Annotated in this window: 20 protein-coding genes; 2 read left to right on the forward strand and 18 right to left on the reverse strand. The window is 43.9% G+C overall.

Features of this window, described 5'->3' with window-relative positions:
- Positions 1-107 precede the first annotated feature (107 nt).
- From NST34_RS24890 to gpr, 10 genes are all read right to left on the reverse strand, one after another.
- Complete coding sequence (locus NST34_RS24890) at positions 108-2,357, reverse strand: FAD-dependent oxidoreductase (protein WP_341128945.1); 2,250 nt, start codon at positions 2,355-2,357, stop codon at positions 108-110.
- 19 nt (positions 2,358-2,376) lie between these two features.
- Positions 2,377-3,204 carry a carbohydrate ABC transporter permease gene (locus NST34_RS24895; protein WP_076284811.1) on the reverse strand — a complete coding sequence of 276 codons (828 nt, stop codon included), beginning with the start codon at positions 3,202-3,204 and terminating at the stop codon, positions 2,377-2,379.
- A gap of 63 nt (positions 3,205-3,267) precedes the next feature.
- Entirely contained in the window at positions 3,268-4,152 is an 885-nt protein-coding gene (locus tag NST34_RS24900; protein WP_231573337.1) for a carbohydrate ABC transporter permease, read from the reverse strand.
- Between the two features lie 91 nt (positions 4,153-4,243).
- The gene (locus NST34_RS24905) at positions 4,244-5,548 is read right to left on the reverse strand and encodes an ABC transporter substrate-binding protein (protein WP_341128946.1); all 1,305 of its coding nucleotides are present in this window, start codon (positions 5,546-5,548) and stop codon (positions 4,244-4,246) included.
- A 95-nt stretch (positions 5,549-5,643) separates the two neighbouring features.
- Positions 5,644-6,411 carry a response regulator transcription factor gene (locus NST34_RS24910; RefSeq protein WP_341128947.1) on the reverse strand — a complete coding sequence of 256 codons (768 nt, stop codon included), beginning with the start codon at positions 6,409-6,411 and terminating at the stop codon, positions 5,644-5,646.
- A complete protein-coding gene (locus NST34_RS24915; RefSeq protein WP_341128948.1) occupies positions 6,396-8,201 on the reverse strand; it encodes a cache domain-containing sensor histidine kinase in 1,806 nt (601 codons plus the stop codon). Before NST34_RS24915 ends, NST34_RS24910 begins: the two co-directional genes overlap by 16 nt.
- A 105-nt stretch (positions 8,202-8,306) precedes the next feature.
- Positions 8,307-10,121, reverse strand: a complete 1,815-nt coding sequence (lepA, locus tag NST34_RS24920) for a translation elongation factor 4 (protein ID WP_036677511.1) — start codon at positions 10,119-10,121, stop codon at positions 8,307-8,309.
- A gap of 134 nt (positions 10,122-10,255) precedes the next feature.
- Positions 10,256-10,741 (reverse strand): hypothetical protein, encoded by a 486-nt coding sequence (locus NST34_RS24925; protein WP_076284815.1) that lies wholly within the window; start codon positions 10,739-10,741, stop codon positions 10,256-10,258.
- Between the two features lie 63 nt (positions 10,742-10,804).
- The gene (locus NST34_RS24930; RefSeq protein WP_076284816.1) at positions 10,805-12,178 is read right to left on the reverse strand and encodes a stage II sporulation protein P; all 1,374 of its coding nucleotides are present in this window, start codon (positions 12,176-12,178) and stop codon (positions 10,805-10,807) included.
- A gap of 156 nt (positions 12,179-12,334) precedes the next feature.
- Entirely contained in the window at positions 12,335-13,336 is a 1,002-nt protein-coding gene (gene gpr / locus NST34_RS24935; protein WP_042191024.1) for a GPR endopeptidase, read from the reverse strand.
- A gap of 310 nt (positions 13,337-13,646) precedes the next feature.
- On the opposite strand from gpr, the gene rpsT reads away from it, so the two are divergent.
- Positions 13,647-13,919 carry a 30S ribosomal protein S20 gene (gene rpsT, locus NST34_RS24940; RefSeq protein WP_042130412.1) on the forward strand — a complete coding sequence of 91 codons (273 nt, stop codon included), beginning with the start codon at positions 13,647-13,649 and terminating at the stop codon, positions 13,917-13,919.
- Positions 13,920-14,167: 248 nt separating this feature from the next.
- Here rpsT and holA read toward each other — a convergent pair whose 3' ends face one another.
- The 5 genes from holA to NST34_RS24965 all read right to left on the reverse strand — a co-directional run bounded on the left by holA (position 14,168) and on the right by NST34_RS24965 (position 18,760).
- Entirely contained in the window at positions 14,168-15,187 is a 1,020-nt protein-coding gene (holA, locus tag NST34_RS24945) for a DNA polymerase III subunit delta (protein ID WP_340972318.1), read from the reverse strand.
- Between the two features lie 278 nt (positions 15,188-15,465).
- Positions 15,466-16,716 (reverse strand): anti-sigma factor family protein, encoded by a 1,251-nt coding sequence (locus NST34_RS24950; RefSeq protein WP_341128949.1) that lies wholly within the window; start codon positions 16,714-16,716, stop codon positions 15,466-15,468.
- The gene (locus NST34_RS24955) at positions 16,713-17,261 is read right to left on the reverse strand and encodes an RNA polymerase sigma factor (RefSeq protein ID WP_036677530.1); all 549 of its coding nucleotides are present in this window, start codon (positions 17,259-17,261) and stop codon (positions 16,713-16,715) included. Before NST34_RS24955 ends, NST34_RS24950 begins: the two co-directional genes overlap by 4 nt.
- A gap of 384 nt (positions 17,262-17,645) precedes the next feature.
- On the reverse strand, positions 17,646-17,882 hold the full coding sequence (locus tag NST34_RS24960; protein ID WP_042191032.1) for a hypothetical protein: 237 nt from the start codon (positions 17,880-17,882) through the stop codon (positions 17,646-17,648).
- Positions 17,883-18,118: 236 nt separating this feature from the next.
- On the reverse strand, positions 18,119-18,760 hold the full coding sequence (locus NST34_RS24965; protein WP_042130419.1) for a bifunctional 2-keto-4-hydroxyglutarate aldolase/2-keto-3-deoxy-6-phosphogluconate aldolase: 642 nt from the start codon (positions 18,758-18,760) through the stop codon (positions 18,119-18,121).
- A gap of 345 nt (positions 18,761-19,105) precedes the next feature.
- Here NST34_RS24965 and NST34_RS24970 point away from each other — a divergent pair, with 345 nt between their 5' ends.
- Complete coding sequence (locus NST34_RS24970) at positions 19,106-20,056, forward strand: sugar kinase (RefSeq protein ID WP_341128950.1); 951 nt, start codon at positions 19,106-19,108, stop codon at positions 20,054-20,056.
- A gap of 88 nt (positions 20,057-20,144) precedes the next feature.
- On the opposite strand, the gene NST34_RS24975 is transcribed toward NST34_RS24970, so the two are convergent.
- The 3 genes from NST34_RS24975 to NST34_RS24985 form a co-directional block, all read right to left on the reverse strand.
- Positions 20,145-21,161: a LacI family DNA-binding transcriptional regulator gene (locus NST34_RS24975; protein ID WP_341128951.1), complete on the reverse strand. Its 1,017-nt coding sequence runs from the start codon at positions 21,159-21,161 to the stop codon at positions 20,145-20,147.
- Between the two features lie 73 nt (positions 21,162-21,234).
- Positions 21,235-22,353 carry a hypothetical protein gene (locus NST34_RS24980; protein WP_341128952.1) on the reverse strand — a complete coding sequence of 373 codons (1,119 nt, stop codon included), beginning with the start codon at positions 22,351-22,353 and terminating at the stop codon, positions 21,235-21,237.
- Positions 22,350-22,889: an RNA polymerase sigma factor gene (locus tag NST34_RS24985; RefSeq protein ID WP_341128953.1), complete on the reverse strand. Its 540-nt coding sequence runs from the start codon at positions 22,887-22,889 to the stop codon at positions 22,350-22,352. Before NST34_RS24985 ends, NST34_RS24980 begins: the two co-directional genes overlap by 4 nt.
- Positions 22,890-23,072: the final 183 nt, after the last annotated feature.

A 23,072-nucleotide genomic window follows, 5' to 3' on the forward strand; every position in this document is an offset into this window, starting at 1 on the left:
CTCTATTTTAAAATACAAAAAAGTATAAGTTTTACGTTATCCTATATATTTTGTATTTCTCGCAGAAACGGATACTGTCCCTATAAGGACGGCTAAGCCGTTTCTTCTTAATATATCCGCATTTCCACGAGTTCTGCACGTTCTCCTCCGTTAGTTTCATGAATAACGATCCGAACAGCGTCCGTAAGGACAGGGTTCTCTAAACGATGTACGTTCTTCCGGCGATGATTGTCTTTGACGCGGAACATGACTTGCCACACGCCATCAATGAGCAACTCTACATCGTAAGCCTTTACTAGTTCAGGAATCACTAGAAATGGCGTTTCATGGTGATGTAAGTTGATAAGATCCTCATTAACATCATCGTTAAAGGTAAAATGAATTTCAGAGACTGAAGCAGCATCCGGGAGACGCGCCTCTACCCACTCCGTTCTACCAGCAGTCATCGGCTCAGAAACCCAGCTATGTGGCCCTGCAAAAGGTCGAACATACCCGTCAGTGACTTTGGATGCAGCATATGCGGATGTTTCTACCGCAAAGCAGAAATGCCTGCGTACAAGCTGTTTCATGCTCCACTCCATCACCGGCTGATCTGGCTGATGATCCTCCAGCGCTGAATCGACTACAGGTTTAACGCCTCGCTCAAATGTAATAACACCTGTGATTGGGGTTTCTGAAATATGCAATTGAATATGCTCATTAGCTCGAATAATAGCGAAGATATTACATTCGCCGATTGAACTCCACTGCTCCTCTTGTACCGGAACATCAATCCATTGCTGCTCTCCAGCTTGTACTATAACAACATCAACCTGTCTAGACTCTGCTGGAACGTAATTTTCCGCACGCCCAGTCGTCCATAGCTCAACAGTCAGCTCTGACTGAGTACTTGCTGACACAAGCAGCTTCAACCCAAGGATATTTCCTTCAACCGGAAACAAAATTCCTACGTCATGAGAAAGCTCATAAGCTTCAGCTGGTCGATCCAGTAATATGCCTTTCATCGTACTGGACGCATGAACCTCACTATTTCTCGCGAGGTCTAGCGGATCTTCGTTGCGCAATCCAATAATCGAAGCATCTTGCTTTAACATCACCTGTTGCAATTCATGCATATGCTGATTGCGAATTTCACGAGGGGTTACACCTTTGATGACGGATAATGCTGCACCTGCTCCAGCCGCTTCACCCATGATCGCACAGGTTGCCATGACGCGTGTTGTTCCAAAAGCCACATGAGATGCGCTGATATTCCGACCCGCGAAGAGTAGATTTCTCACATTCTTCGAATAGAGCGAACTAAATGGAATATGATAAATCCCATCCGCATGCAGATGCTTCGAGCCGCTCTCTTCTGCGTACATCCCTTGCGGTGGATGCAGATCAATCGACCATCCTCCGAATCCAATCCGGTCTGCAAATTCACGCTGCGCAAGAATATCATTTTGCGTTAAGATCGTATCGCCAACAAACCGTCTGTATTCACGTTTACCCGGAATTGAGCCAACCCACTCCAGCGTCATATTTTCGGCATCAAAATGACCTGAGTTTTTAATGTAATCCCAAATCCCATAAATAACAGAGGATAGCTCATCACGTATACGTTCATTCTCATCCACAGTATCAAGCTCACCGCCCCACTCAATCCACCAGTAGTGACAGCCTGAATCTCCACTCCGAATGACCCGACGGATCGGAATCGACGTTGTTGTAATATCCTTCGCGAACGATGGAGCAACATAACGTACAGGTTTTCCTGTATCCTGTGTATAAAACAATAATGTACTGCCTAATGTAATGTTATCTGGCACTTCAGGTGCCCATTCCTCATTAAATTCATGGCGGGCTTCACGTCCTAATCGGAAGTCAGCTCCTGCCAGGAAGCCAACCAAACCATCGCCCGTGCAATCGATGAACGCCTCACTCTTGAACGTAATTAACCGCTCAGATCCCATCATCCAACCAATCACACTGCGAATCGTCCGATCCTCTGCCTCACCTTCCGCTTCCACTTCGCGTACATCGGTATTTAGGAACAGGCTGATATTCGACTCCGCCTTCACGGCTTCGAGTAAGGTTAGATCCCATAAGTATGGATTTCCCTCCGGGTTCCGGTATTGATTCTCGATGAATAACTCACCCATAATGCCTGTCTCACGTGCATATCGATTTACACCATGTCCTGTTGCACCACATACCCATACCCGAACCTCTGAACTCGAGTTACCACCAAGTACAGGACGATTCTGCACTAGTGCTACCTTTAACCCTAGGCGCGCTGCAGCGATCGCCGCGTTCATTCCTGCAAGTCCACCACCGACCACTGTTACATCGGATTTAACCGTTTCTGTTCTCATGTTAGTACCCCTCCTATAGTTAGCCTTTCACAGCCGAACTTGAAATCCCTTGAATAATGTATTTCTGACCCACAAAGAAGATAATAATCATTGGAATAATCGCAGCCGATGAAGCAGCCATCATCCCGTTGTAGTCCACATTGTTCTCAAGAATAAAATTCTGCAATCCAAGCGGAATGGTATATAGTTTAGGGCTTTGCAAGAATACAAGCGCATTCTCATAATCATTCCATTGCCAGGAGAAATCGAGAATAGCAAACGTTGCTATTGCTGGCTTCGCTAATGGCAGAATTAAGCGGAAAAATATCTTATAATGCCCCGCCCCATCCAAAAAAGCAGATTCCGTAATTTCCTTAGGAATGCTCATAAAGAACTGCCGAAGCATAAATACACCGAAGATTGAGAACATGGCTGGTAGGATCAGCGCCCAATGCGTATTGTAAATCCCAACCCAGTTAAACATGATAAACTTTGGAACAAATAGTACCTGAGGCGGAACCATCATCATGGATAAATATATGACAAATAGTCCATCTCGACCTTTGAACGAAGTACGTGAAAATCCGTAAGCGGCAAGGGCAGATAGAAACACCGCCCCCACAGTTCCAATAATTGAAATCTTAAGTGAATTTAAATAATACGGAACAAAATCATGACTTCCTGTCCACACCCGAATATGATTGCTCCAGTTGAGAGATGAAGGCAGCCATTTGTTAAACACCTCGGCAGGTGTCTGAAAGGATGTGCTGAGCATCCATAGGAAAGGCACAATCATAAATAGTCCTAGAACAAACATGATGATCGTTACTGGCAGTTTCACCTTCATGTTTCCTGCTTTTTCATTCATACCGCCTGCTCCTTTAAATTATGGTTTCGGGGCCCCCCGCAAAGCTTCACTTTGTGGGATCATTTAGTAATGAACCCAGCGCTTTTGGCCGATCCACTGAATGACTGTAATGACGAGAATGACGGCGAACAAGAACCATGAAATGGCTGAAGCGTATCCCATATCGTAATAACTGAATGCTGTTTTATAAACGAATAGTGATAAGACCGTCGTACTTCCGCTAGGACCTCCAGCCGTAATGGCTTGAATAATCGAGAACGATTTCATCGTCATAATTAATCCGGTAATCATTAATAAGAAAGTTGTGGGACTAACAAGAGGCCATACAATTTTCCATGTTGTTTTGAATGTGCTTGCACCATCGATCCGAGCAGCCTCCAGCTGTTCTGTCGAAATTTCCTGTAATGCAGCTAAATAGATGATCATATTGTAGCCAAGCATCAGCCAGATTTGTACGATATCAATGGCATACATTGCGGTTTCCGTATCCGCAAACCATCCTGGCGGCGATGTTATGCCAATCCAGCGAAGCATTTCATTGATGGGTCCCTGTGAAGGCTGAAATAGCAGCATCCAGACAAATGCAACGGCTACTCCACTGGAGATATACGGTAGGAAGAACATTCCACGTAATACGCCTTTAAGATACACACTGCGGTTTAGAAATAGCGCTACAATAAATGCGAGCACCATCGATACTGGAACCGATATCAGGAATATCACCGTATATTTGATCGAGGCATAGAAATTATCGTCATGGAACAATCGTTTGAGATTATCCAGCCCAGTAAATTGCCAATTCGGATTTGAAAATTGATAATTCGTAAACATGAGGACAAAGGAATAGATTGCAGGAATAATAAAGAATAAGAGAATACCAATCATATTCGGAAGAATAAAGGTCATGCCGATCCAGCCTTGTCTGTCCATCCAGCTTCTCCGCTTCACGGTATCGCCGCCTTTCGTATGCTGAAAAATGGGTACACGAAAGAGAAGAACGAAGAAATCTTCCTCCTTCTCTTTTGTGCTAACTATTTCATTATTTCAATAACTCTTGCGAACGGGTTTGCATATTCTTCATCGTGGTTTCAATATCTTGCTTATTTAAGAAGTATTTTTCATACTCTTCTTTACGTGCATCAATGGCTTGTTGAGTTACATTTAGCTGGAAGGACGGGAATTTGCCGAATACAATTTTATTCATTGAATCTGTATCATATTTGTCTTCCACACCCTTCATGAGAAGGCTCATTGCTTCCTTACTATCTACACTCTTAGAGGCTGGAATACGACCACCGCTTGCCATTGGCAGCATACCGCCATCCGCATACCATTTTGCGAACTCCCAAGCTGCATCCAGGTTCTTGGATTTCGCATTAAGAGCAAGCATGTCACCCACACCGCCCGAATATTTATAATCCTTTTGATCTTTATTCACTTTTGGAATAGCGGCGAACGCGGTTTTGAAATCATGCGGATAGTCTTTCAAGTTGTTCGCATTTCGGAAAATAAACTCACCTGCTGCTAGCATTGCCGCTTTGCCTTGCAGGAACATGGTGTCAACCGGCATTTTACTGGTCAGTTGCTCGCCATATTCCGGTGTGGATTTGTCCACGAACATCATGTTATGCAATATTTCCAGGTGTTCTTTCCATAGATCATTCCCAAAGTTTGAAGTACCATCCGCCTGTTTCACACCCATTCCAGCAAGCGTACCGTCCATCGTTGTTGGGAAGGAGGAATCTGCCTGCAATAATCCGTACACACCAGGCTTCGTTAGCTTCTTCGCATACTCCTCAAGATCTGACCAGGTCCAGTCCACCGCAGGAATCGGTAATCCTGCTGCATCCAGCATATCTTTGTTCAACCATACAAACGCCATGTTTTTCTTTGTAGGAATCCCATAGTACTTATCATTGATTTTCCACATTGCTGCGTCTTCGCCGATCTGGCTGTCGATATCATAATCTGTCTTCGTGCTTAGATCCAAGGCAACGCCTGCATCCATACGTTTCTGTAAATGAGCAAGATCGTAGTTCATGAAAAGGTCTATGTTTTGATTGGTCATCAAGGCAGTATCCAGCTTTAAGTTTCCAGCATCGTCATTTACATTACGGATATACTCGACTTGAATGTCCGGATTATCTTTATTCCAGTTATCAATTACAGCTTGAGGCCCGGCTTCTGCAGGAACTGCCCCCCACATCGTAAGCTTTATTTTCTCCTTTGCTGTTTGTCCATTTGCACTGCCCTGCGCATCATTACTTCCACTAGGACCACAACCAGCCAGCATCGTACCTGCTAATAAGACAGAAAGCACTGCAGGATACCACTTTTTCTTCATCGATATCTTCCCCCTTGGAAGGATTATGTGTTGTGCTCTACGTCTATAACTTTATCATCAGAGCGGATTCTGGGGGATGAACTACATTTGGGAAACTATAGAACGTTTTTTGGTTCTTTTCGAAATTCATTTGGCGTGACGCCACACCACTTTTTGAAAATTTTAATAAAATAATTATCGTTCTCAAAGCCCACCTGCTGCCCAATCTCACTAATTGTTAGCTTCGTCTCTGCTAGCAGCATTTTCCCAGCCTGAATACGCCGCTCTTGAATATAATTCGTCAACGTTTTCCCTGTCTTTTTCTTGAATAAGTCACTTATATAGCTGGCATCCATTCGGATCAACTCTGACATGGATTTGAGCGAGATTTCCTCAGAATAATGTTCTTCAATATAAGCAATTATTTTGTTCATCTCCACATGATCTGTCGGTCCCGTTTGTTGCTTCTCAGGAAACCATTTATCGGCCTTCTTCATCTTCACCATTCGCTCCAGCTCGGCATGAACCTTATCCATGGTCTGCTTCAAACCTTGTAGATCTAAAGATAACTTCAGAATGTAGTCCGAAGCTCCAAATACGAGCGCTTGCCGGGCGTATTCAAATTCACTCAACGCGGTCAACATTACAAATCGGCAGTCGAAGCCTTCCTCTCGCGCAACTTGAAGGAGCTTCACCCCATCCATCACTGGCATATTGATATCCGTCACTACCACATCTGGATGAAGCTCACGAATCATTTGCAAGCCTACTTCTCCATTCTCCGCCTCACCTATAATTTCAAACGGGATTCCAGCCTTTAAGAATAACTTCCGTATACTTTTAACCGCGGGTTGTTCATCATCCACAATTAACGTTCTCCACATGTGAGCTTACCTCCATCGTAAGGTTTTGAAATAAGAAGTGGAAAATGGATAATCACTTCAGTTCCTGTGTCTGATGATACAATGTCCATACCTGTCCGTTGATTCTTGAACAACAGCTCTAAGCTCTCCCTAATATTCTGAACACCGATTCCTTGTCGTTTCCGTGCAGCCTTATTCAGCTGTGCTCTATCTATCCCCATGCCGTTATCTTTAACCTGCAGATATAGTTGCTGTCCAGTCACCTTAGCGGAAATATCAATTCTCCCTTGTTTCACAGACTGACCGAAGCCGTGAATCAAGCTATTTTCAATTAAGGGCTGAAGACAGAATTTAGGGATTAATGCGTATTGTAGTTCCTCGTTGATATCATATTGAATCTCAATCCCATGTCCGAAGCGTTGCCGCTGAATCTCCATGTAAGATTCAATTAGTACAATCTCATCCTTTAACAGAATCAAATCCACTTCCGTATTTAAGGTTGTTTCCAATATTTTGCCTAGTGCAACACAAATTCCATAAATTTCATCATCATCTTTATCTAAGGCGATGCTCTTTATCGTATTCAATGTATTTAGTAGGAAATGTGGATTCATCTGCGAAAGTAACACCTGAAATCGAACGAATTGCTTCTGTTTTTCTTCAAGCTGAAGACGCTGCAACAGCTCATTTAAATCATGGATCATTATATTGAAACTCTGAGTCAGTGCAAGAATCTCTCCCCGCCCTTGCTCGGGTAATTTCATTTTGAGATTCGTTTTAGCGGTCATCTCCATCTTCTTCTGCAGCTTCTTTAGCGGCACTGTAATCGTCGATGATATAAAATAAGTTAATAGAACAAATAGCAGTAGTATGACTCCAAATACAGCAAAAAATCGTTGCTTCTGCTTATACACCTCAAGAAATAGCTGTGCTAGCTGTACCTTTTTAACGACATAACCATTCAACTCTTCGATGTAGCTGTATGTGTATAAGCTCTTCTCCTTCGGATCGATGATAGATGCAGCACGCTCTGTCTGCCGCTGGTGATCACTCTTCACAATACTCTGCGCAATATCTGGAGAAAAGGTCTCATCCTTATCCGGATTAAGCATCATTCTCCCTGAGGCATCGAGTAGAAAAAAAGAACCTTCCTGTTTACTCCCTAACGTTGATCTAGTAAACCACTCCTCATAATCGATACTTAGTCTTGCATAGGCATAAATGTTAAAACCATTATCACGCATAACCTCATAGAGGCTAAGCATTTTCTTACTTGTCGTACTTTCCCGGACCACATTATTCTTATCATTCGGATTCCATATAAATCGATTTGCTCCTTCTCGCTTCAATGCTTGAACCCAATCCTCCGATTGGATTTCATCGTAGCTCAAGGTTTCCCTCGGCATAAAGGAAGTGTATGCGTTTCCATGAAGGTCGATTAAAGTATAATACACCGTCGCTCCACTCATGAAGAATGTATTTTCAATCGCTCCAAACTTGTTTTCAACGAGCTTTTTTCTCGTGATTTCATCCGATTGCTCGGGATTCTTCATTATCGATAAAATCGTTGTATCTTGTTCAAGTAATGACCCTGTTTTCATAACGAGACTCATGAGATCAACAAAACCATTCTTAATCCCAATAAGCTGCTCTATGTTCTTCGTTTCCGCATTATCCTGAAGCATTTGTTCTGTCTCTTTGAAGTTATACAGAACGAGTATGGCAATGGGTGTTAGTACCAACAGTAAGAAAGCTAACAAAATCCGATTCTTAAAGGTACTTGGCGTAAGTTTCAAATATAATCGCTTCACGAGGACTCCCCTCACTTTGTATGTGCTTACAATCCTTCCCCCTATTGTAATCTGCTCCTGCTTAAAAAAATAGAGCCGGGATATTCTCCCGGCTCTACCTATTTTCTACTCATCAATCTTCAGTACTGCCATAAACGCTTCTTGTGGTACTTCTACACTACCCACTTGCTTCATGCGTTTCTTACCTTCTTTTTGCTTCTCCAGCAGCTTCCGTTTACGGGAAATATCGCCGCCGTAACATTTAGCAAGTACGTTTTTGCGCATCGCCTTAACGGTTTCACGCGCAACCACCTTCGTACCCACAGAGGCTTGAATCGGCACTTCGAACATTTGACGAGGGATAATCCCACGTAGTTTCTCACAAATGATACGTCCGCGGTTGTATGCACGGTCACGGTGAACGATAAAGGACAAAGCATCAACCTGCTCATTGTTAAGCAAGATATCCATCTTGACCAGATTCGAACGACGGTACCCGCAAATTTCATAGTCGTAGGATGCGTAACCTTTTGTACCTGATTTCAACTGATCAAAGAAATCATAAACGATTTCAGACAGTGGAATCTCGTAAGTAATCGTTACACGATTAGTATCAAGATACTCCATATTTACGAACTCGCCACGTTTGTTCTGGCACAGCTCCATTACGGTACCTACAAAGTCGTTAGGCACGATGATTGCTGCTTTAACATATGGCTCTTCAATGTAGTCAATCGTTCCGATTTCCGGATAATGTGACGGGTTGTCGATTTGAATCATTTCGCCATTGGTCAGCATAATTCGATAAATAACACTCGGTGCTGTTGTAATTAGCGGCAAATTGAACTCGCGCTCAATCCGCTCTTGAATGATCTCCATATGCAAGAGTCCAAGGAATCCGCAACGGAAACCAAATCCAAGCGCGCTCGAGCTTTCCGGCTCAAAGCTTAGCGAAGCATCATTAAGCTGGAGCTTCTCCAATGCCTCACGAAGATCGTTATAATCTGAGGTTTCAATCGGATACAACCCGCAATATACCATCGGGTTGATCTTACGGTAACCTGGAAGCGGCTCAGCAGTAGGATTCTTTGCGTCAGTGACAGTATCACCGACACGGGTATCTCCAACATGCTTGATCCCAGCTACGATAAATCCAACATCCCCGATGTTCAATTCATCGACAATGGTCATACGCGGCATAAATGCGCCAACTTCAATGACCTCGAAAGTCTTCTCAGTTGCCATCATCTTAATCTTCGATCCCGCACGGATTTTACCGTCCATTACGCGCACATAGACGATAACGCCTTTGTAAGGATCGTAATGGGAGTCAAAAATCAACGCTTTAAGCGGCTCTTCTGAATTACCGGATGGCGCAGGAACCTGCTTCACCACCTGCTCCAGAATTTCCTTGATCCCGATACCGGCTTTGGCAGATGCCATAACCGCTTCACTGGTATCCAGCCCGATAACATCCTCAATCTCCTGCTTTACCCGGTCAGGGTCAGCGTTTGGCAAATCAATTTTGTTAAGCACAGGTAGGATTTCAAGGTTATTATCCAGTGCTAAATACACATTGGCCAGTGTCTGCGCTTCAATTCCTTGAGCCGCATCCACAACCAGCAGTGCGCCTTCACATGCTGCAAGACTGCGGGAAACTTCATAGGTGAAATCGACGTGTCCCGGTGTATCAATCAAATTGAGATAATACTCTACACCATCGTCTGCACGATAGGTTAAACGCACGGCTTGCAGCTTTATTGTGATACCACGTTCGCGCTCCAGATCCATCTGATCGAGTACCTGTTCCTGCATTTCACGCGTGGTTAGTGCCCCCGTGTATTCCAAAATGCGGTCAGCTAGTGTCGATTTACCATGGTCTATATGTGCAATAATCGAGAAATTGCGAATTTGTTGTTGTCTTTTCTGAACGTCAGTCATTCCTTACCCCCACAGACAGCCTGATATTAATCCACTTATTATAACAGTACAAGCTTACTCCATCAATCCCGCCCTTACGTAAAACAGAAGAAACAGCTATTCACGTACCCGTGAAATAACTGTTTCTCCTGAAATCATTGTGATTCTTCCGCCGAATCGAACAATGAGACTACCCAGCGTATGCCCTTTTGAGAAGCCTGCTGCAGAAGGCCTGCCGTTTTATCCGCTATCACATCGACTGTCGGCTTTTGTTCCTCAGGAATTAGAATCTGCTCTGGAGTTTTAGTATTATACCCATCTACCACCTTCTGAGGAAGATCTGTAGTTGGCGCAGGATTGCTATTCTGAGGCAATGGAGAAACAGGCGTATATGCACCTGTGATAGGGTCGATCACCATCGGAACATACACATAAGTCTGCCCACCTTGTGTAGCCCCATTCTTAATCGGCTGTGATTGCATGCCCGTCACTTGACTGGTTGGCGTAGTCGATAGGTCGGTCCAGCCTGGCAGCAACTTAGAGACGGTTGCCCCTCCGCTGCCACTAAACTGCATACCTAACAGTATGCCGACCCCTGCCCAAATACCAACCATAACCAGTTTTTTACCGAAACGAGACATGTAAGCCACTCCTTTTTAAATACTTGGTAATAAGGCTGTTTATTCTAATTAAATGTCTATAGCTTAAGAAGCTCCGTTCGACTTTTGAGGTGCTGTAGCATTGGTTTGTCCCTTGCTCTCTTGGGTTGTGGGATTCGTCGCCTTGCCAGCTGCGTTTACCTTCTCCGAGTCATGACTGCTCCAATACACATCCGCAATAGCATCTGCCAAGATATCAGCCGTACGCTTTAATTCCTCTGCTGTATTATCAATACCGCCCACTTCAATCAAGACACTATTAGGTGAGAGGGTTTGGTTGTACTCCCCGTTGTTTCCTTTACCCGCAGCTTTTCCCCATATTCCGCGAGATATTCCTGGGTAACTCTTTTCAATCGTTTGATGAATCTTGTTCGCAAACTCTTCGTTCTTCTTCCAATCTTTATTCGCATGTCCAATAATAAAATACACCTGAGCATAACTTTTCCCATCAATCACTGCAGTTGTTTTGCCATGACGCTGCGAGTCACGGTGAATGTCGATAAGTTCACTCATTTCTTGGTTTGAGCTCATTGCAGATTTAACCAGCATTCGAGAGTATTTGTAAGAAAAATTCCAGTTATAGTCGGCAATTTTTGTTAGAAAATCTTCTTTGGCATGAACTGTACCAATCCCGCGTTGTTCCAATCTTTTCGTAATATATGATCCTACCAGCATTACATTTTTAGATGAAACCGCAGAGCTTGGATTTTCGTTCGCTACTCCTAGTAGAGGGTTATAAGCCTCCCGAGGATGTGAATGATAGATAAGGATCCGTTTAACTGAGGTGTCCTTGGTATTATCTGTCTCGCTTTGCGGATCACTCTTATCCGTACCTCCCGCAGCTCCTGATGGCTCAGGAGACGGAGCTACTGTCGCTTCAGGCTGCTGTGCTGGAGTATCTTCGGGCTTGTCCACTTCGTTTGGAACCGATGGATCAACCTCTTCCCCTCCACCCTCAGCCAGTTCATCCGTTCCCGGATGATAATCAACAGGAGCTCCTGTAGAGCCACCCGAGCCTTTTCGTAAAAGAAATGGATCATCCGCTGCCAAGCCTGGCACTTCACGAGAAACTAGACTCTTCGGATCACTTGGATTCACACTGGTCAGTAATTGAAATACAAAGGAAGTCACTTTTTCACCTGAAAAAGCGGAAGGCTCTTTACCCTGCGGTAAATGGGGTACCTCCATCCCCAACAGCTCCATGAAAAATCCACTCGATAGGGAGGCCGCAAGCCCCTTCATAGATGGAATGGGTGAAGAGTTCAACTTCTGTCCGGCCAATCCACCAGCGCCAAGCAGCATAAAAAATACTAGCGAACCTCCGGCCAACAGCAGCATCGTTCTTCCCAGCGATAAAGCATCCAGCACTCTTCCACGTAAACGGCCGATGTTCCAAAGCTGAAACCATTTTTTATTCATTATATTTATGTCCTCCTCCAGCCCTCTGTAATCTCTTATACTCCAAATCTATGAGTGAAAGAGAAATAGTAGAACCCTAAATGAGAGAATAGACATAGAGTCCGGCGAGATACTGTACATCAGCATCCCGCCGGACTTGTGCTAGCTATGATTCAATTAGTGGGTATAAGCGCCGACATTCTCAGGATCGACCGCATCATGCAGGGCCGCGTTCAGACCACTGGCTACAATATTGGCGATGCCTTCAATAAATTCATCGATTTCCTTAGGTGTAACGATCAAATCATGTCCTAGTGGCTCAAGTACTTCCTTCACTAGTGACAATCGTTCCTGCTCAGAAATATCGTCTAGCATCCCCATAATTTCCTTGGTGTGACCAGCTCCTTGCCCGAAATGATTCTTCATCATCTCCAGTACATTATTTACAATGGTCGAAGCATAGCAAACTGTAGGAACACCGATAGCAATACAAGGAACACCCAGAATTTCCTGCGTCAATCCGCGCCGTTTATTGCCAATCCCCGAACCGGGGTGGATACCGATGTCGGCAATTTGAATCGTCGTATTGATCCGTTCCAGCGAACGGGATGCCAGCGCATCAATGGCAATAATAAGATCCGGCTTTGTACGATCCACGATCCCCTGTACAACCTCACTCGACTCGATACCGGTCAACCCTAACACCCCGGGAGCAATAGCACTTACCTTACGGTAGCCTGGAGAGACCTGATCCGGCACGAGCTCATAAAATTGCCGAGTAATGAGCGCATTCTCCACCACCAGCGGCCCCAATGAATCTGGAGTCACATTCCAGTTACCGAGTCCAACGATCAGTACAGATGCATCCTTACCAATCCCAATCCTAGTCAGGAAGTCCTCGAATTCGCGAGCAAAGACTTCAGCTACTTTTTGCTGCAAGCCAGTATCTCCATTGCGCAATGCTGGTACCTCAAGCGTGACATAATTCCCAATCGCGCGACCTATCGCCTGTGATCCGGCAGCGTTAGCCACACCAAGCCGGGTAACTTTTATCCCATCAGACTCTTCCACTTCTTCGTTTACACCAGGGATTGGCGTCCTTTGTGGCCCTTGAGCCATTTCCTTTGCCTCTAACGCCAAGTCCGTGCGTACCGAATATAGCTGCAGATCCGGTTCCATTGTTCCAGCCTCCTAAAAGTTTTGTAAGCATCGCTCCATTGAATTACTTCGAGCAAAACTTGCTTCGTAAGCGATACTTAGTTTTGTGAGCAGACACTTCCTTGAGTTACTTCTAACAAAAACTCAAATTGCAAGCTTCTGCCTATGCTCTTTTGTCGATAGTGTGCGAGAGAAAGCCCTTGTTTATGCAGGTTAAAATGGTTTAATTTGAAAGCTTTAAGTATTGCTTTTTACTACCGGTCATGCTAAACTATTTTAAGTTGTGAATCATTTGATAATGATTTCGAATGTCTTACAGGAGGTGAATGCAATGCCAAATATTAAATCCGCGGTTAAACGCGTAAACACGAACGAAAAACGCCGTGCACTGAACGCTTCCCAAAAATCCGCGCTTCGTACAGCTGTGAAAACTGCTGATGTAGCACTGACAGGTACGGAAGTTGAAACTGCTCAAGCTGCTTTCCAAGCTGCTTCCAAAAAGCTGGACAAGGCCGTAACTAAAGGTCTGGTTCATAAAAATGCGGCTGCCCGCAAAAAATCCCGCTTGGCGAAGAAATTGAACGCTCTTAAGGCTCAAGCCTAGGACGACATTCATAATGAGCAATTGAAGAACCTGACCGCTATGTTTCATACGGTTGGGTTTTTTTGTGCCTACTATTCTATAAATATAAGTAATAGTTTCCTTTAGACGTTAGTTGAATGAAAAAAAACCACCTTAGAAAGGTAGTTTTCTTAAACGATCAACTTTTCTCTTTTGAATAAGTTACTTTCATTCCGATTAGGCATTTTTCATAGATGGATCATCTCCATATACTTTTTCCACTGCTTAGTTCAAGTACCTAGCCTTAACATAAACAACTCCAGACCAAGCACTTTATCTATAGCTCCTGTCTTCATCTTATAATCCAGATCAGCTAGTGCACTTAAAATTTGCCGCAGACGTTCACTTGAGAACTTGTGGGCCTGCTCCCCTGCAAGCTTTACTGCATAAGGATGAAGTCCAATTTGAGACGCAATCTGCCCTTGCGAATAACTATGTGCTGATAAATCCTTCACCTGCAAAATAATTCGGAACTGCCGCGCAACCAGCGCAGCAATCTTAATGGGTTCTTCCCGCTGCTTCAACAGCTCATACAGCGTATCAAGCGCCTTATCTAGACGCAGATTAGCGATGTCCTCTACAAGCGTAAACACATTTTGTTCCGTTCCGCGATGCACCAGACTTTCTACTGCTTCTGCGTCTACGGTTCCGCCCTTACCAGCGAACAAACATAGCTTGTCCATTTCCGCGGATAAGCCCTGCAAACCTGTCCCGGCGTTAGTGATAAGAATCTCTGCGGTGCCAGGTGCCATCGTACACCCCCGCTCACGAATCCCTTTCTCTACCCAGCGCAGCAGCTCTTCTGCCCCTAGCGGGTTGAAAGCTAATACCGTACCCGCCGTTTTAACAGTCTTCACAATTTTCTTACGCTCGTCCAGCTTGTCACTATTCACCATAAAGACGATCACACTGAAATCTACAGGATGCTGCAAATAATCACTTAAAATATCTATACGATGCTCAAGTTTGGCATTTTCTTTTCCCGCTGTAAATAACGATGCGTCCCGCACCAGCAATAATTTACGTTCTACCATAAAAGGTACAGTCTCAGCTTCTTCTACCACAGCCTGCACCGGCGTCTCAGAGAGATCAAAGGGAATAACTGCAAAATCGCGATCCTCTTTGGCAATCAGCTGGTCTTCCAGCATTGCCGCGAATTCATTCATTCGAAATTTTTCGCTGCCGTACAAAAGGTACAGCGGTGAGATTTTCCCTTGTTTGATTTCTTTTATCGCCGTTTTGGCATCCATTCCGCCACTTCCTTTTCCATTCATCTAGCCCAATTTGCCCAGATTCCTATTGTAGCAAAAAAAACAACATAAATGCACATGCAAAAACGGAGAAACTCTGGCAGCCATGGCCAAAGCCCCTCCGTTTAAGCGGCGCATCTATATAAACGCCGGAGTGAGAAGCCCTAGAAACTTCCCATCCGACGGTCATACCGATGTTCTTCAAATCCTATACTTTCTAGTTCCTGTCCGGTTGCTATAGTATATTCTGAAACTTCGAAAAATGTTCCAGCCTCAATTTAATTTGTTGACGTTGAAGATGGAGTCTTCGATGGTGTCGCCCCAGGTGATGTAACCGGCGTTGAAGAAGCTGCTGCTTCCTGTACAGTGTACACCTTAGTGGTATTCACACCATCTTTCTCCGTCACATACGTGAACTGCGAGCTATCCGCCGACCATTCTCCAGAAATCCAATTTCCTTCTAATGGATAAGAAGTCACTGCTATCCTATCTTCCACTGAACCTTCGGGTGAATTCTTATAAATAACAAGCTGTAATCCAGCAAACTCAACGGCATAATGCCCATCAGGGGAAGTCCAAGTCTGTACATTAGAATCATTAGAATCATTAGAAATGTTAAAACCCATAACGCCCATTCCGAAGTCATCAGAAGTCTTTAATGATTCCTCCGTAGATGGCGCTGAATCAGCTGCGATCCCTTTATCTATAGAAGCAGGTTGATCCTTCTTATCAGCTTTGGACTGATTATTACCGCCAGCACTAGTATCCGGAGTTTGAACTTTCGTTACAGCATCCGGCTTCGGCGTCATAATCTTCTCCGTAGGATTGGGCTTCACATTATTTGTTGGTTCTGGTATCGACCGTCCTCCAGATCCAGCATTAGTTTCTGTTGGAGAAGTCGGCATCGACGCAGGGTCTACTGGCCCCATCGCTCTATCTAATGCAGCGTTATCTTCACTCACATCAGGTGCAACTGGTAGAGACCCCGAATCCGTTCCGCTATTAGCAGGCGCAGCCTCATATGAATTACCAGAAGTAGAAGTTTGCGATTCAATAGCCATATTATTAGCACTATCGCTGGTCGCTTTACTACTATCCTGCATCATTTGCTCTACCTCTGCCCCAGGCATTTTATCCGGCATATTAAAAATAGCGATCCCTAATATTACGGCAGCTGCGATAGCTCCAATGCCTGTCCGTGCTGCTATAGAGGTTCCCTTGGAAGGTTTACCGCGGGAACTTTCTCGTGAAAATGGAACTACAACTGGTTCCTCGGTTCTCACAGCGCTTTGTTCACGACTGCTTCGATCCAATTCTGCAAGCTGAGGTAAAATAGAGTCAACCAGACTAAACGGGGGTTTCACGTCTGGCAACTGCTCCAATTCTTTGGAGAGAAGTGTCAGCCGCTCAAAGACTTCCGCGCAGGAAGGACAATTATCGATATGACGGAACATCTCAACAATCTCATCTCGGCTCAAGTCTTGGTCTATATAGCGGTGCATCCATTCCATCACCTCCGCGCATTTCATCCCGATACACCACCTTTCTGGTACTCCTGAAGTCTATTCTGCAGCTGCTGTCTGGCCCTAAACAGATATGATTTCACTGTATTCAAAGGCAAATCCAGGCAGTCTGCAATCTCGTTGTAAGAAAAATCTTGTAAATAGCGCAGGACGATGACTGTCCGATGATGCTCGGGCAATTGATCAATCGCTTCACGTATATCCTCAGCTAAATAAGAGGATAGAACCTCACGTTCCACATTGTGTTTATCCTGAAACACCATTTCATGCTCATCAATAGAAACTGTAGGTTTAGTTCTTCTGAATTTATCAATGCAAATATTGGTAACGATTCGCTGAACCCACGTTTTGAACTGGGCCTTTTCCTCATATGAACCGATTTTGGTATAAACCCGGATCAAGGCCTCCTGAGATGCATCCAGCGCATCTTGTTCATTATGCAAAATGTAGAAGGCGGTTTTATATACATGCCCTTCAATTTCTCGCAATAGGGTGATTAGAGCGTCGCGATCGCCCGCTTGAGCGGCTCTGATGAGTCCCTGCTCCACCACGAAGGTTCCCCCTCTCTATGCAATCTTACTGACGCGCAAGACTGCGAATTTGTTGCAACCCTGTAATTAATATTTTTAGAATACCAAACTTTTCTTAGAACGTCATGTTAAGCCATCTTTTATAAAGCGCTATCGCACATTTCATAGCATTTCACAACCAATAATTCCTACTAAGCATACAGGGGAAACTTCAATCATTCAAATACTCTTTTGAATAACTTTATAACAAAAATGACACAAGTATAAACGCCTTCGGCATCTCAATAAAGCCGGCAAGCGTTTAGGTAAGAAATATCTCCCATTTCCAAAAGAACCGGCTTATCCTCCTGTCGGAAAAGAAGCCGTCAGTAAACAAGAAATAACCTTAGAATCGAGCACATAACTCTATTTATATAACACAATCTTGCAGAGCATGAACACTGCGTAGTTGTCCCTAGTTTCATCATCCACAACATACGCCTCTCCATTCTCAAAAATATGAGGGTTATTGTAATTCCTCTCTAATCTATAGATCTGGCCTTCCGTCACCTTACAACCATGGAATGCCGACGCAATTTCTACGTATTCCGCATCCTCTTCATCAGCTGCAAGATACAGCTTTTTATCATGATAAGCAGGCATATACTCACTCCCGGTCCGATAATAAACCATTCCAATTCGTAGACGTCAGTCAAACATCATAACTCTTCTACTTTATAGTTTATTGCCTTTGTCCTCATTCTATACTTTATGAAAACATATAATGTAAGAAAATCTGAATGTCGGAAAATATGTATATAAAAAAGGTTGTACGGCTGACATGCGTCAGCTATACAACCTTCAATAAATCTATCTAATCGAATTAAAACAAAACAGAATCAAATACCTTTTACCTCTTTAAATTTCGCCACATACTGAGCCGCAAGATCGGTAATCTGATCGTACCGACCATCCTTCGCAGGTGCAGTCAAATTACCCCCGATTCCTACTGCTATACAGCCGTTGGCAATCCATTTTTCCATATTATTCAGATCCACGCCACCTGTTGGCATAATGTTCACATGCGGCATAGGGCCTTTAACCGCTTTCACATAATCCGGACCAAACGCACTGCCAGGGAACAACTTAAGCACATCCACACCAAACTTCAATGCTTCCTTCATTTCATTTAATGTCATGCAGCCAGGCATGTACGGTATACCATAAAGATTACACATTTTAGCTGTCTCTGCTTCAAAAGAGGGACTGACCACAAATTCCGAGCCTGCAAGAATGGCTATTCTCGCCGTTAATGGATCAAGTACAGTTCCTGCTCCAATCACTGCGCGATCTCCGTACTCCGCTACCAATCGTTTAATCGCCACATCCGCATCCGGAGTAGTAAAAGTTACCTCAATATTATTCAAACCGCCTTCGATACAAGCAACGGACATTTTAAAAGCTTCCTCAGCACTATCAGCACGAATAACGGCTACAACTCCAACCGACGCCACATTCTGCAATACTTTCATTTTCTTCATCAGTAGACTCCCTTTCTCTTGGTACGATCATAGATGAATATGAAATACTAATTTAGATAAACTTTTTTATTAAATTTACTAATCAAAACGATATAATCTATAATCAGATAGTAATAACAATACGGTTAACAGTCAATACATTTTTCTGGGTATAGAGATATTAATTTATCAAATTGACCAATAAACACTTGTTTTATAAGGATTTATTGGTCAATTGTTTTCTTTTATCCAAAATACCTTTCGGATTAAAAATCATTCTTTTATTGTACAAAACCGATTTATGTGATAATTTCAAATTATACATCATTATACTGAGATAAATTCATTACCCTAGGAGGAACTCAAATGAGTAAACAGTTGGATGCCGTCACTTTCGGGGAGCCGATGGCGATGTTTTATGCGAATGAAACGGGTCCCCTGCATGAAGTATTTTCGTTCTCCAAAGCGTTGGCAGGTGCCGAGAGCAATGTAGCTACAGGCTTATCGCGCTTAAATCATCCTACAGGTTATGTTACGAAGCTTGGCGAAGATAACTTTGGTCATTTCATTGCTCAAGCAATGAAGAAAGAGAACATTGATACCACCAACATTACTTTTACTAAAGAAAATTCAACGGGTATGTTAATCAAATCAAAGGTTGTTACTGGCGATCCTAAAGTCGAATACTTCCGCAAAAATTCCGCGGCCTCCAAGCTTAGTCTGGTTGATTTTGACGAGGCATACTTTAATGCTGCAGGACATTTACACGTAACAAGTATCTCCGCCGCCTTATCCAAGAGCTGTCATGAATTCTCTGTTCATGCCATGGAGTTTATGAAGCGACAAGGAAAGACGGTCTCTCTCGATCCAAATCTGCGCCCTAGCTTATGGCCGGATACAGAAACAATGGTGAAGACGATCAATGATCTGGCTACACGCTGTGATTGGTTCCTTCCAGGACTCGGTGAAGGCAAGATTCTTACAGGTCTAAGTACGCCAGAAGAGATTGCGGACTATTATCTGGCGCGTGGCATCAGCTTAGTCGTCATCAAGCTCGGACCTGAAGGCGCTTACTATAAATCCGCTGAAGGAGAAGGTTATGTAGACGGGTTTAAGGTAGAGCAGGTCGTAGATACCGTAGGTGCAGGTGATGGGTTTGCCGTTGGTGTAATCAGTGCGATGCTGGAAAAGCTTCCGATTGCTGAGGCCGTCAAACGTGGCAATGCGATCGGTGCGTTAGCCGTCATGTCGCCTGGCGATATGGATGGACTTCCGACCCGTGAGGAGCTTGCAAAGTTTATGCAGCAGGAGGTTTAAGCACATAGATTTGAGTATATTCATTAAAAAATGCCGTCTCACAGTTGAACTGTGGAACGGCATTTCTTTGTATTTTTATAGCCTATACTTATTTATAAGACTTCACAGACTGTCCTTGTTGCAGGGTCGGCGGAAAACGATAAGTGATAGGAACAGAAGCGCCTTTATCCTCGATAGAAGAGAGTATAATCTTAGCAGCTTGCATGCCCATTTCGTAAGCAGGCTGACGAATCGTTGTAATGACCGGATTATAAATTTGCGCGAACTCCGCATCATCTATACCGATGACAGACAATTGTTCCGGAATAGCGATAGCATTTCGATTCGCATATTTCAAAATCTCTGCTAGCGTGATATCATTCGTAGCCAATAGCGCTGTCGGAGGGTGCAGCAATGCTAAAAGGCGCTTCAGTCCTGCAGCTAATTCTTCTTTTGGCACACTACAAATATACTCCTCACTCAGCGTTAGGCCCGCTTCTTCCATCGCTTTTTTATAACCACTGATCCGCTCTTTACGAGGGGTAATAGCATGTTCCCCTAGCGGCAGGGTGACCAGAGCAATTCGCTCATGGCCTTGCTGTGTAAGCTGTCCCACACCTATCTTGGCCGCCATTTCATTGTCGAGCAGCAAGCTCTGCGTAGTGATTCCATCTACCAGACGATCCATAAACACTAACGGAAAATCCGCCTCTATTAGTCGGCTGTATGCAGATGGATTGTTCCCCGTCGGAAAAATAATCAAACCGTCCACCTGGCGGGCAACTAAGGTTTCGACGTAATTGCTTTCTTTTTCCGCATTCTCATCGGCATTGCATATGATTACTTGGATTCCGTGTTGCTGCAGCTCGTTCTCGATCGCCCGGATACATTGAATAGACAGCGAATAATCGATATTAGCAACGATGATTCCGACCATATGCGTCCGATTCTGTTTCAGACTGCGTGCAAGTCCATTCGGTTGATAATTAAGCTCCTCGATCACAGCCTCGATCCGGTTTTTCGTCGCTTCACTCATATATTTAAAACGTTTGTTCAAAAATTGGGAGACCGTACTCTTCGACACTCCCGCTTTTTGAGCCACATCATCAATCGTTAACTTCTTCATCGCTTCGGCTCCACTCTTCTCAAAAGAAAATTACTTTATCAAAAAGTATAGCTTTTATTGGGTGAATTATCTACTAAGGAGTAGAATTCAAATAATCCATATAAAGCTTATTTTGTTGCTCTTCCGATAAAAAAGCCCAATTCTCATCCAGCCACCCCAATCCAGCTTTCATAAGAATATCAGCTTTACGTTGTTCTCCGCCCACTTTATAATCCATGATTAATGTTTCTCCCTTAATCTCTTTAAACCCAATTGCTGTAGCAGATGTTGGAATGCTCATGGTCTCCATATCATAAAGTACGGTTTTCTCTTTGTACTTTTTATCCCCTGCATATTCTAAGTAACTAAGTACGAGCTGCTCATGCTCCTTATCAACAGCAATGATTGACTTGTAATCTAATAGTGTATTATCGAAGGATTCAAGCGCTATGGGAACAACAGATTCTCCCGCCGCTGCTTTTTTAACATTGAGCATCGAAAACTGGCCATCCTCATATATACCTACACCAAGAGTCTTTTTGTAAGAAGTTAACAGGACATAATCTCCCGCTCCAAAAACCCCACTCAAATATTGATAAGTACTTGCACTTCCAGCATAAAGAGGAAATGTATATATCCTAGTAGCCGAAGAAGCTGACAGCTCTGCTTGATCTTTTGAACTTAAGTAAAGTGTAAAAGGTTCTGTAGGATGTGTGTACTTTGGCTTCTTGTAGTCAACCATCGGGGGCGGCGGCGACCAGAGGATTCCCGCTGTTGTCTCAACGGCATATGCTTTGCTCTTATCTCTGCTCATTGGTAAAGGCATGTAATATTTCTTACCGCTAATCTCAAACTCTGCTGGACTTGTCGGAGGCTCTAACGCTTTGTCATTAGTAGCAGGAGTAGAAGAAGGTAGTATCCCTGCAGCTTGTGACTGCACCGATGACGATTGGACTGGACCATGACTCTTCCATGCGCCTATAGGCAAGTTAAGTGCACCTATCAACAAAATCATAGCCACACTGGTCAGTAGCACACTTTTGTTTATTCGATAACGTCTGTGATTTTTATTTTTAAGCGTAGCAGCCTGTTCGATCTGAATCATCAGCTCAGGTGTAAAGCCATCTTCAATAAAAGGTCTTTTGCCTGCTTGTGCATACCAATCAGTCTGTCCGATCATCACTGGATTACTATTATCAGCTTTGCCTTTCATTCTCTCTCCTCCTTCTGGATGGCTTGCTTAACCTTCTCCCTCGCGCGCGCGAGCCGAGATTTCACAGTCCCTTGTGGTACATTCAGTAAATCGGACATTTCGCTGATCGATAGCCCATGCTGAATATCCAGTACTAGCACCTCTCTGTTCTTATCTGGTAGGGTCATAATAATTTCCCAGATTCGGTTCGCATACTGATTGCCGAGCGCTTCTCTTTCCGCAGACGGAGCAGTTATAGTGACAGGTTGATCCCCAAATGGTATGAATCTGCGCCAAAAGCTATTTTTACTCCAACTAAAGGCTGTATTTCTAGTAATCGTAAGTAGCCAAGTTTTCATCGACGATTGTCCCCGGTACTTCCCCACATTTTTATATGCCTTCAAGAACACTTCTTGGCTAATATCATTCGCTTGCTCACGGCTTCTAGTTAAGAAAAAAGCATAATTCCACACATCCGATCCATACTCCTCCATCATTTCCCGCAAGGTCATCTCGGACGCATACGCTTCTGCATATGGCATATCTTCGCTTAGCATGTTTCGTCTCACCCCTTGCCTAATAAGACTTTCCAAACTTGAAAAAGTTCCCTTTAAAATAAATAATTAGGCTATATATTACTTAACAGCATAATCTCTATATCTGTCTATTAAAAAGCACCACCGATGAACGCTTAAACGTCATCAGTGGTGCTCACGTGTCCGATTGGGGAGAGCTGAATT

It is taken from the genome of Paenibacillus sp. FSL H7-0714, assembly GCF_038003765.1.
In the GTDB taxonomy this organism is placed as follows: Bacteria; Bacillota; Bacilli; order Paenibacillales; family Paenibacillaceae; genus Paenibacillus_AQ.

Bases quoted from the DNA above. Each gene is read 5' to 3' on its own strand.
- NST34_RS24890 (WP_341128945.1), bottom strand. From the start codon at position 2,357: ATGAGAACAGAAACGGTTAAATCCGATGTAACAGTGGTCGGTGGTGGA.
- NST34_RS24895 (WP_076284811.1), bottom strand. From the start codon at position 3,204: ATGAATGAAAAAGCAGGAAACATGAAGGTGAAACTGCCAGTAACGATC.
- NST34_RS24905 (WP_341128946.1), bottom strand. From the start codon at position 5,548: ATGAAGAAAAAGTGGTATCCTGCAGTGCTTTCTGTCTTATTAGCAGGT.
- NST34_RS24910 (WP_341128947.1), bottom strand. From the start codon at position 6,411: ATGTGGAGAACGTTAATTGTGGATGATGAACAACCCGCGGTTAAAAGT.
- lepA (WP_036677511.1), bottom strand. From the start codon at position 10,121: ATGACTGACGTTCAGAAAAGACAACAACAAATTCGCAATTTCTCGATT.
- NST34_RS24925 (WP_076284815.1), bottom strand. From the start codon at position 10,741: ATGTCTCGTTTCGGTAAAAAACTGGTTATGGTTGGTATTTGGGCAGGG.
- NST34_RS24930 (WP_076284816.1), bottom strand. From the start codon at position 12,178: ATGAATAAAAAATGGTTTCAGCTTTGGAACATCGGCCGTTTACGTGGA.
- gpr (WP_042191024.1), bottom strand. From the start codon at position 13,336: ATGGAACCGGATCTGCAGCTATATTCGGTACGCACGGACTTGGCGTTA.
- rpsT (WP_042130412.1), top strand. From the start codon at position 13,647: ATGCCAAATATTAAATCCGCGGTTAAACGCGTAAACACGAACGAAAAA.
- holA (WP_340972318.1), bottom strand. From the start codon at position 15,187: ATGGATGCCAAAACGGCGATAAAAGAAATCAAACAAGGGAAAATCTCA.
- NST34_RS24950 (WP_341128949.1), bottom strand. From the start codon at position 16,716: ATGAAATGCGCGGAGGTGATGGAATGGATGCACCGCTATATAGACCAA.
- NST34_RS24960 (WP_042191032.1), bottom strand. From the start codon at position 17,882: ATGCCTGCTTATCATGATAAAAAGCTGTATCTTGCAGCTGATGAAGAG.
- NST34_RS24965 (WP_042130419.1), bottom strand. From the start codon at position 18,760: ATGAAGAAAATGAAAGTATTGCAGAATGTGGCGTCGGTTGGAGTTGTA.
- NST34_RS24970 (WP_341128950.1), top strand. From the start codon at position 19,106: ATGAGTAAACAGTTGGATGCCGTCACTTTCGGGGAGCCGATGGCGATG.
- NST34_RS24975 (WP_341128951.1), bottom strand. From the start codon at position 21,161: ATGAAGAAGTTAACGATTGATGATGTGGCTCAAAAAGCGGGAGTGTCG.
- NST34_RS24980 (WP_341128952.1), bottom strand. From the start codon at position 22,353: ATGAAAGGCAAAGCTGATAATAGTAATCCAGTGATGATCGGACAGACT.
- NST34_RS24985 (WP_341128953.1), bottom strand. From the start codon at position 22,889: ATGCTAAGCGAAGATATGCCATATGCAGAAGCGTATGCGTCCGAGATG.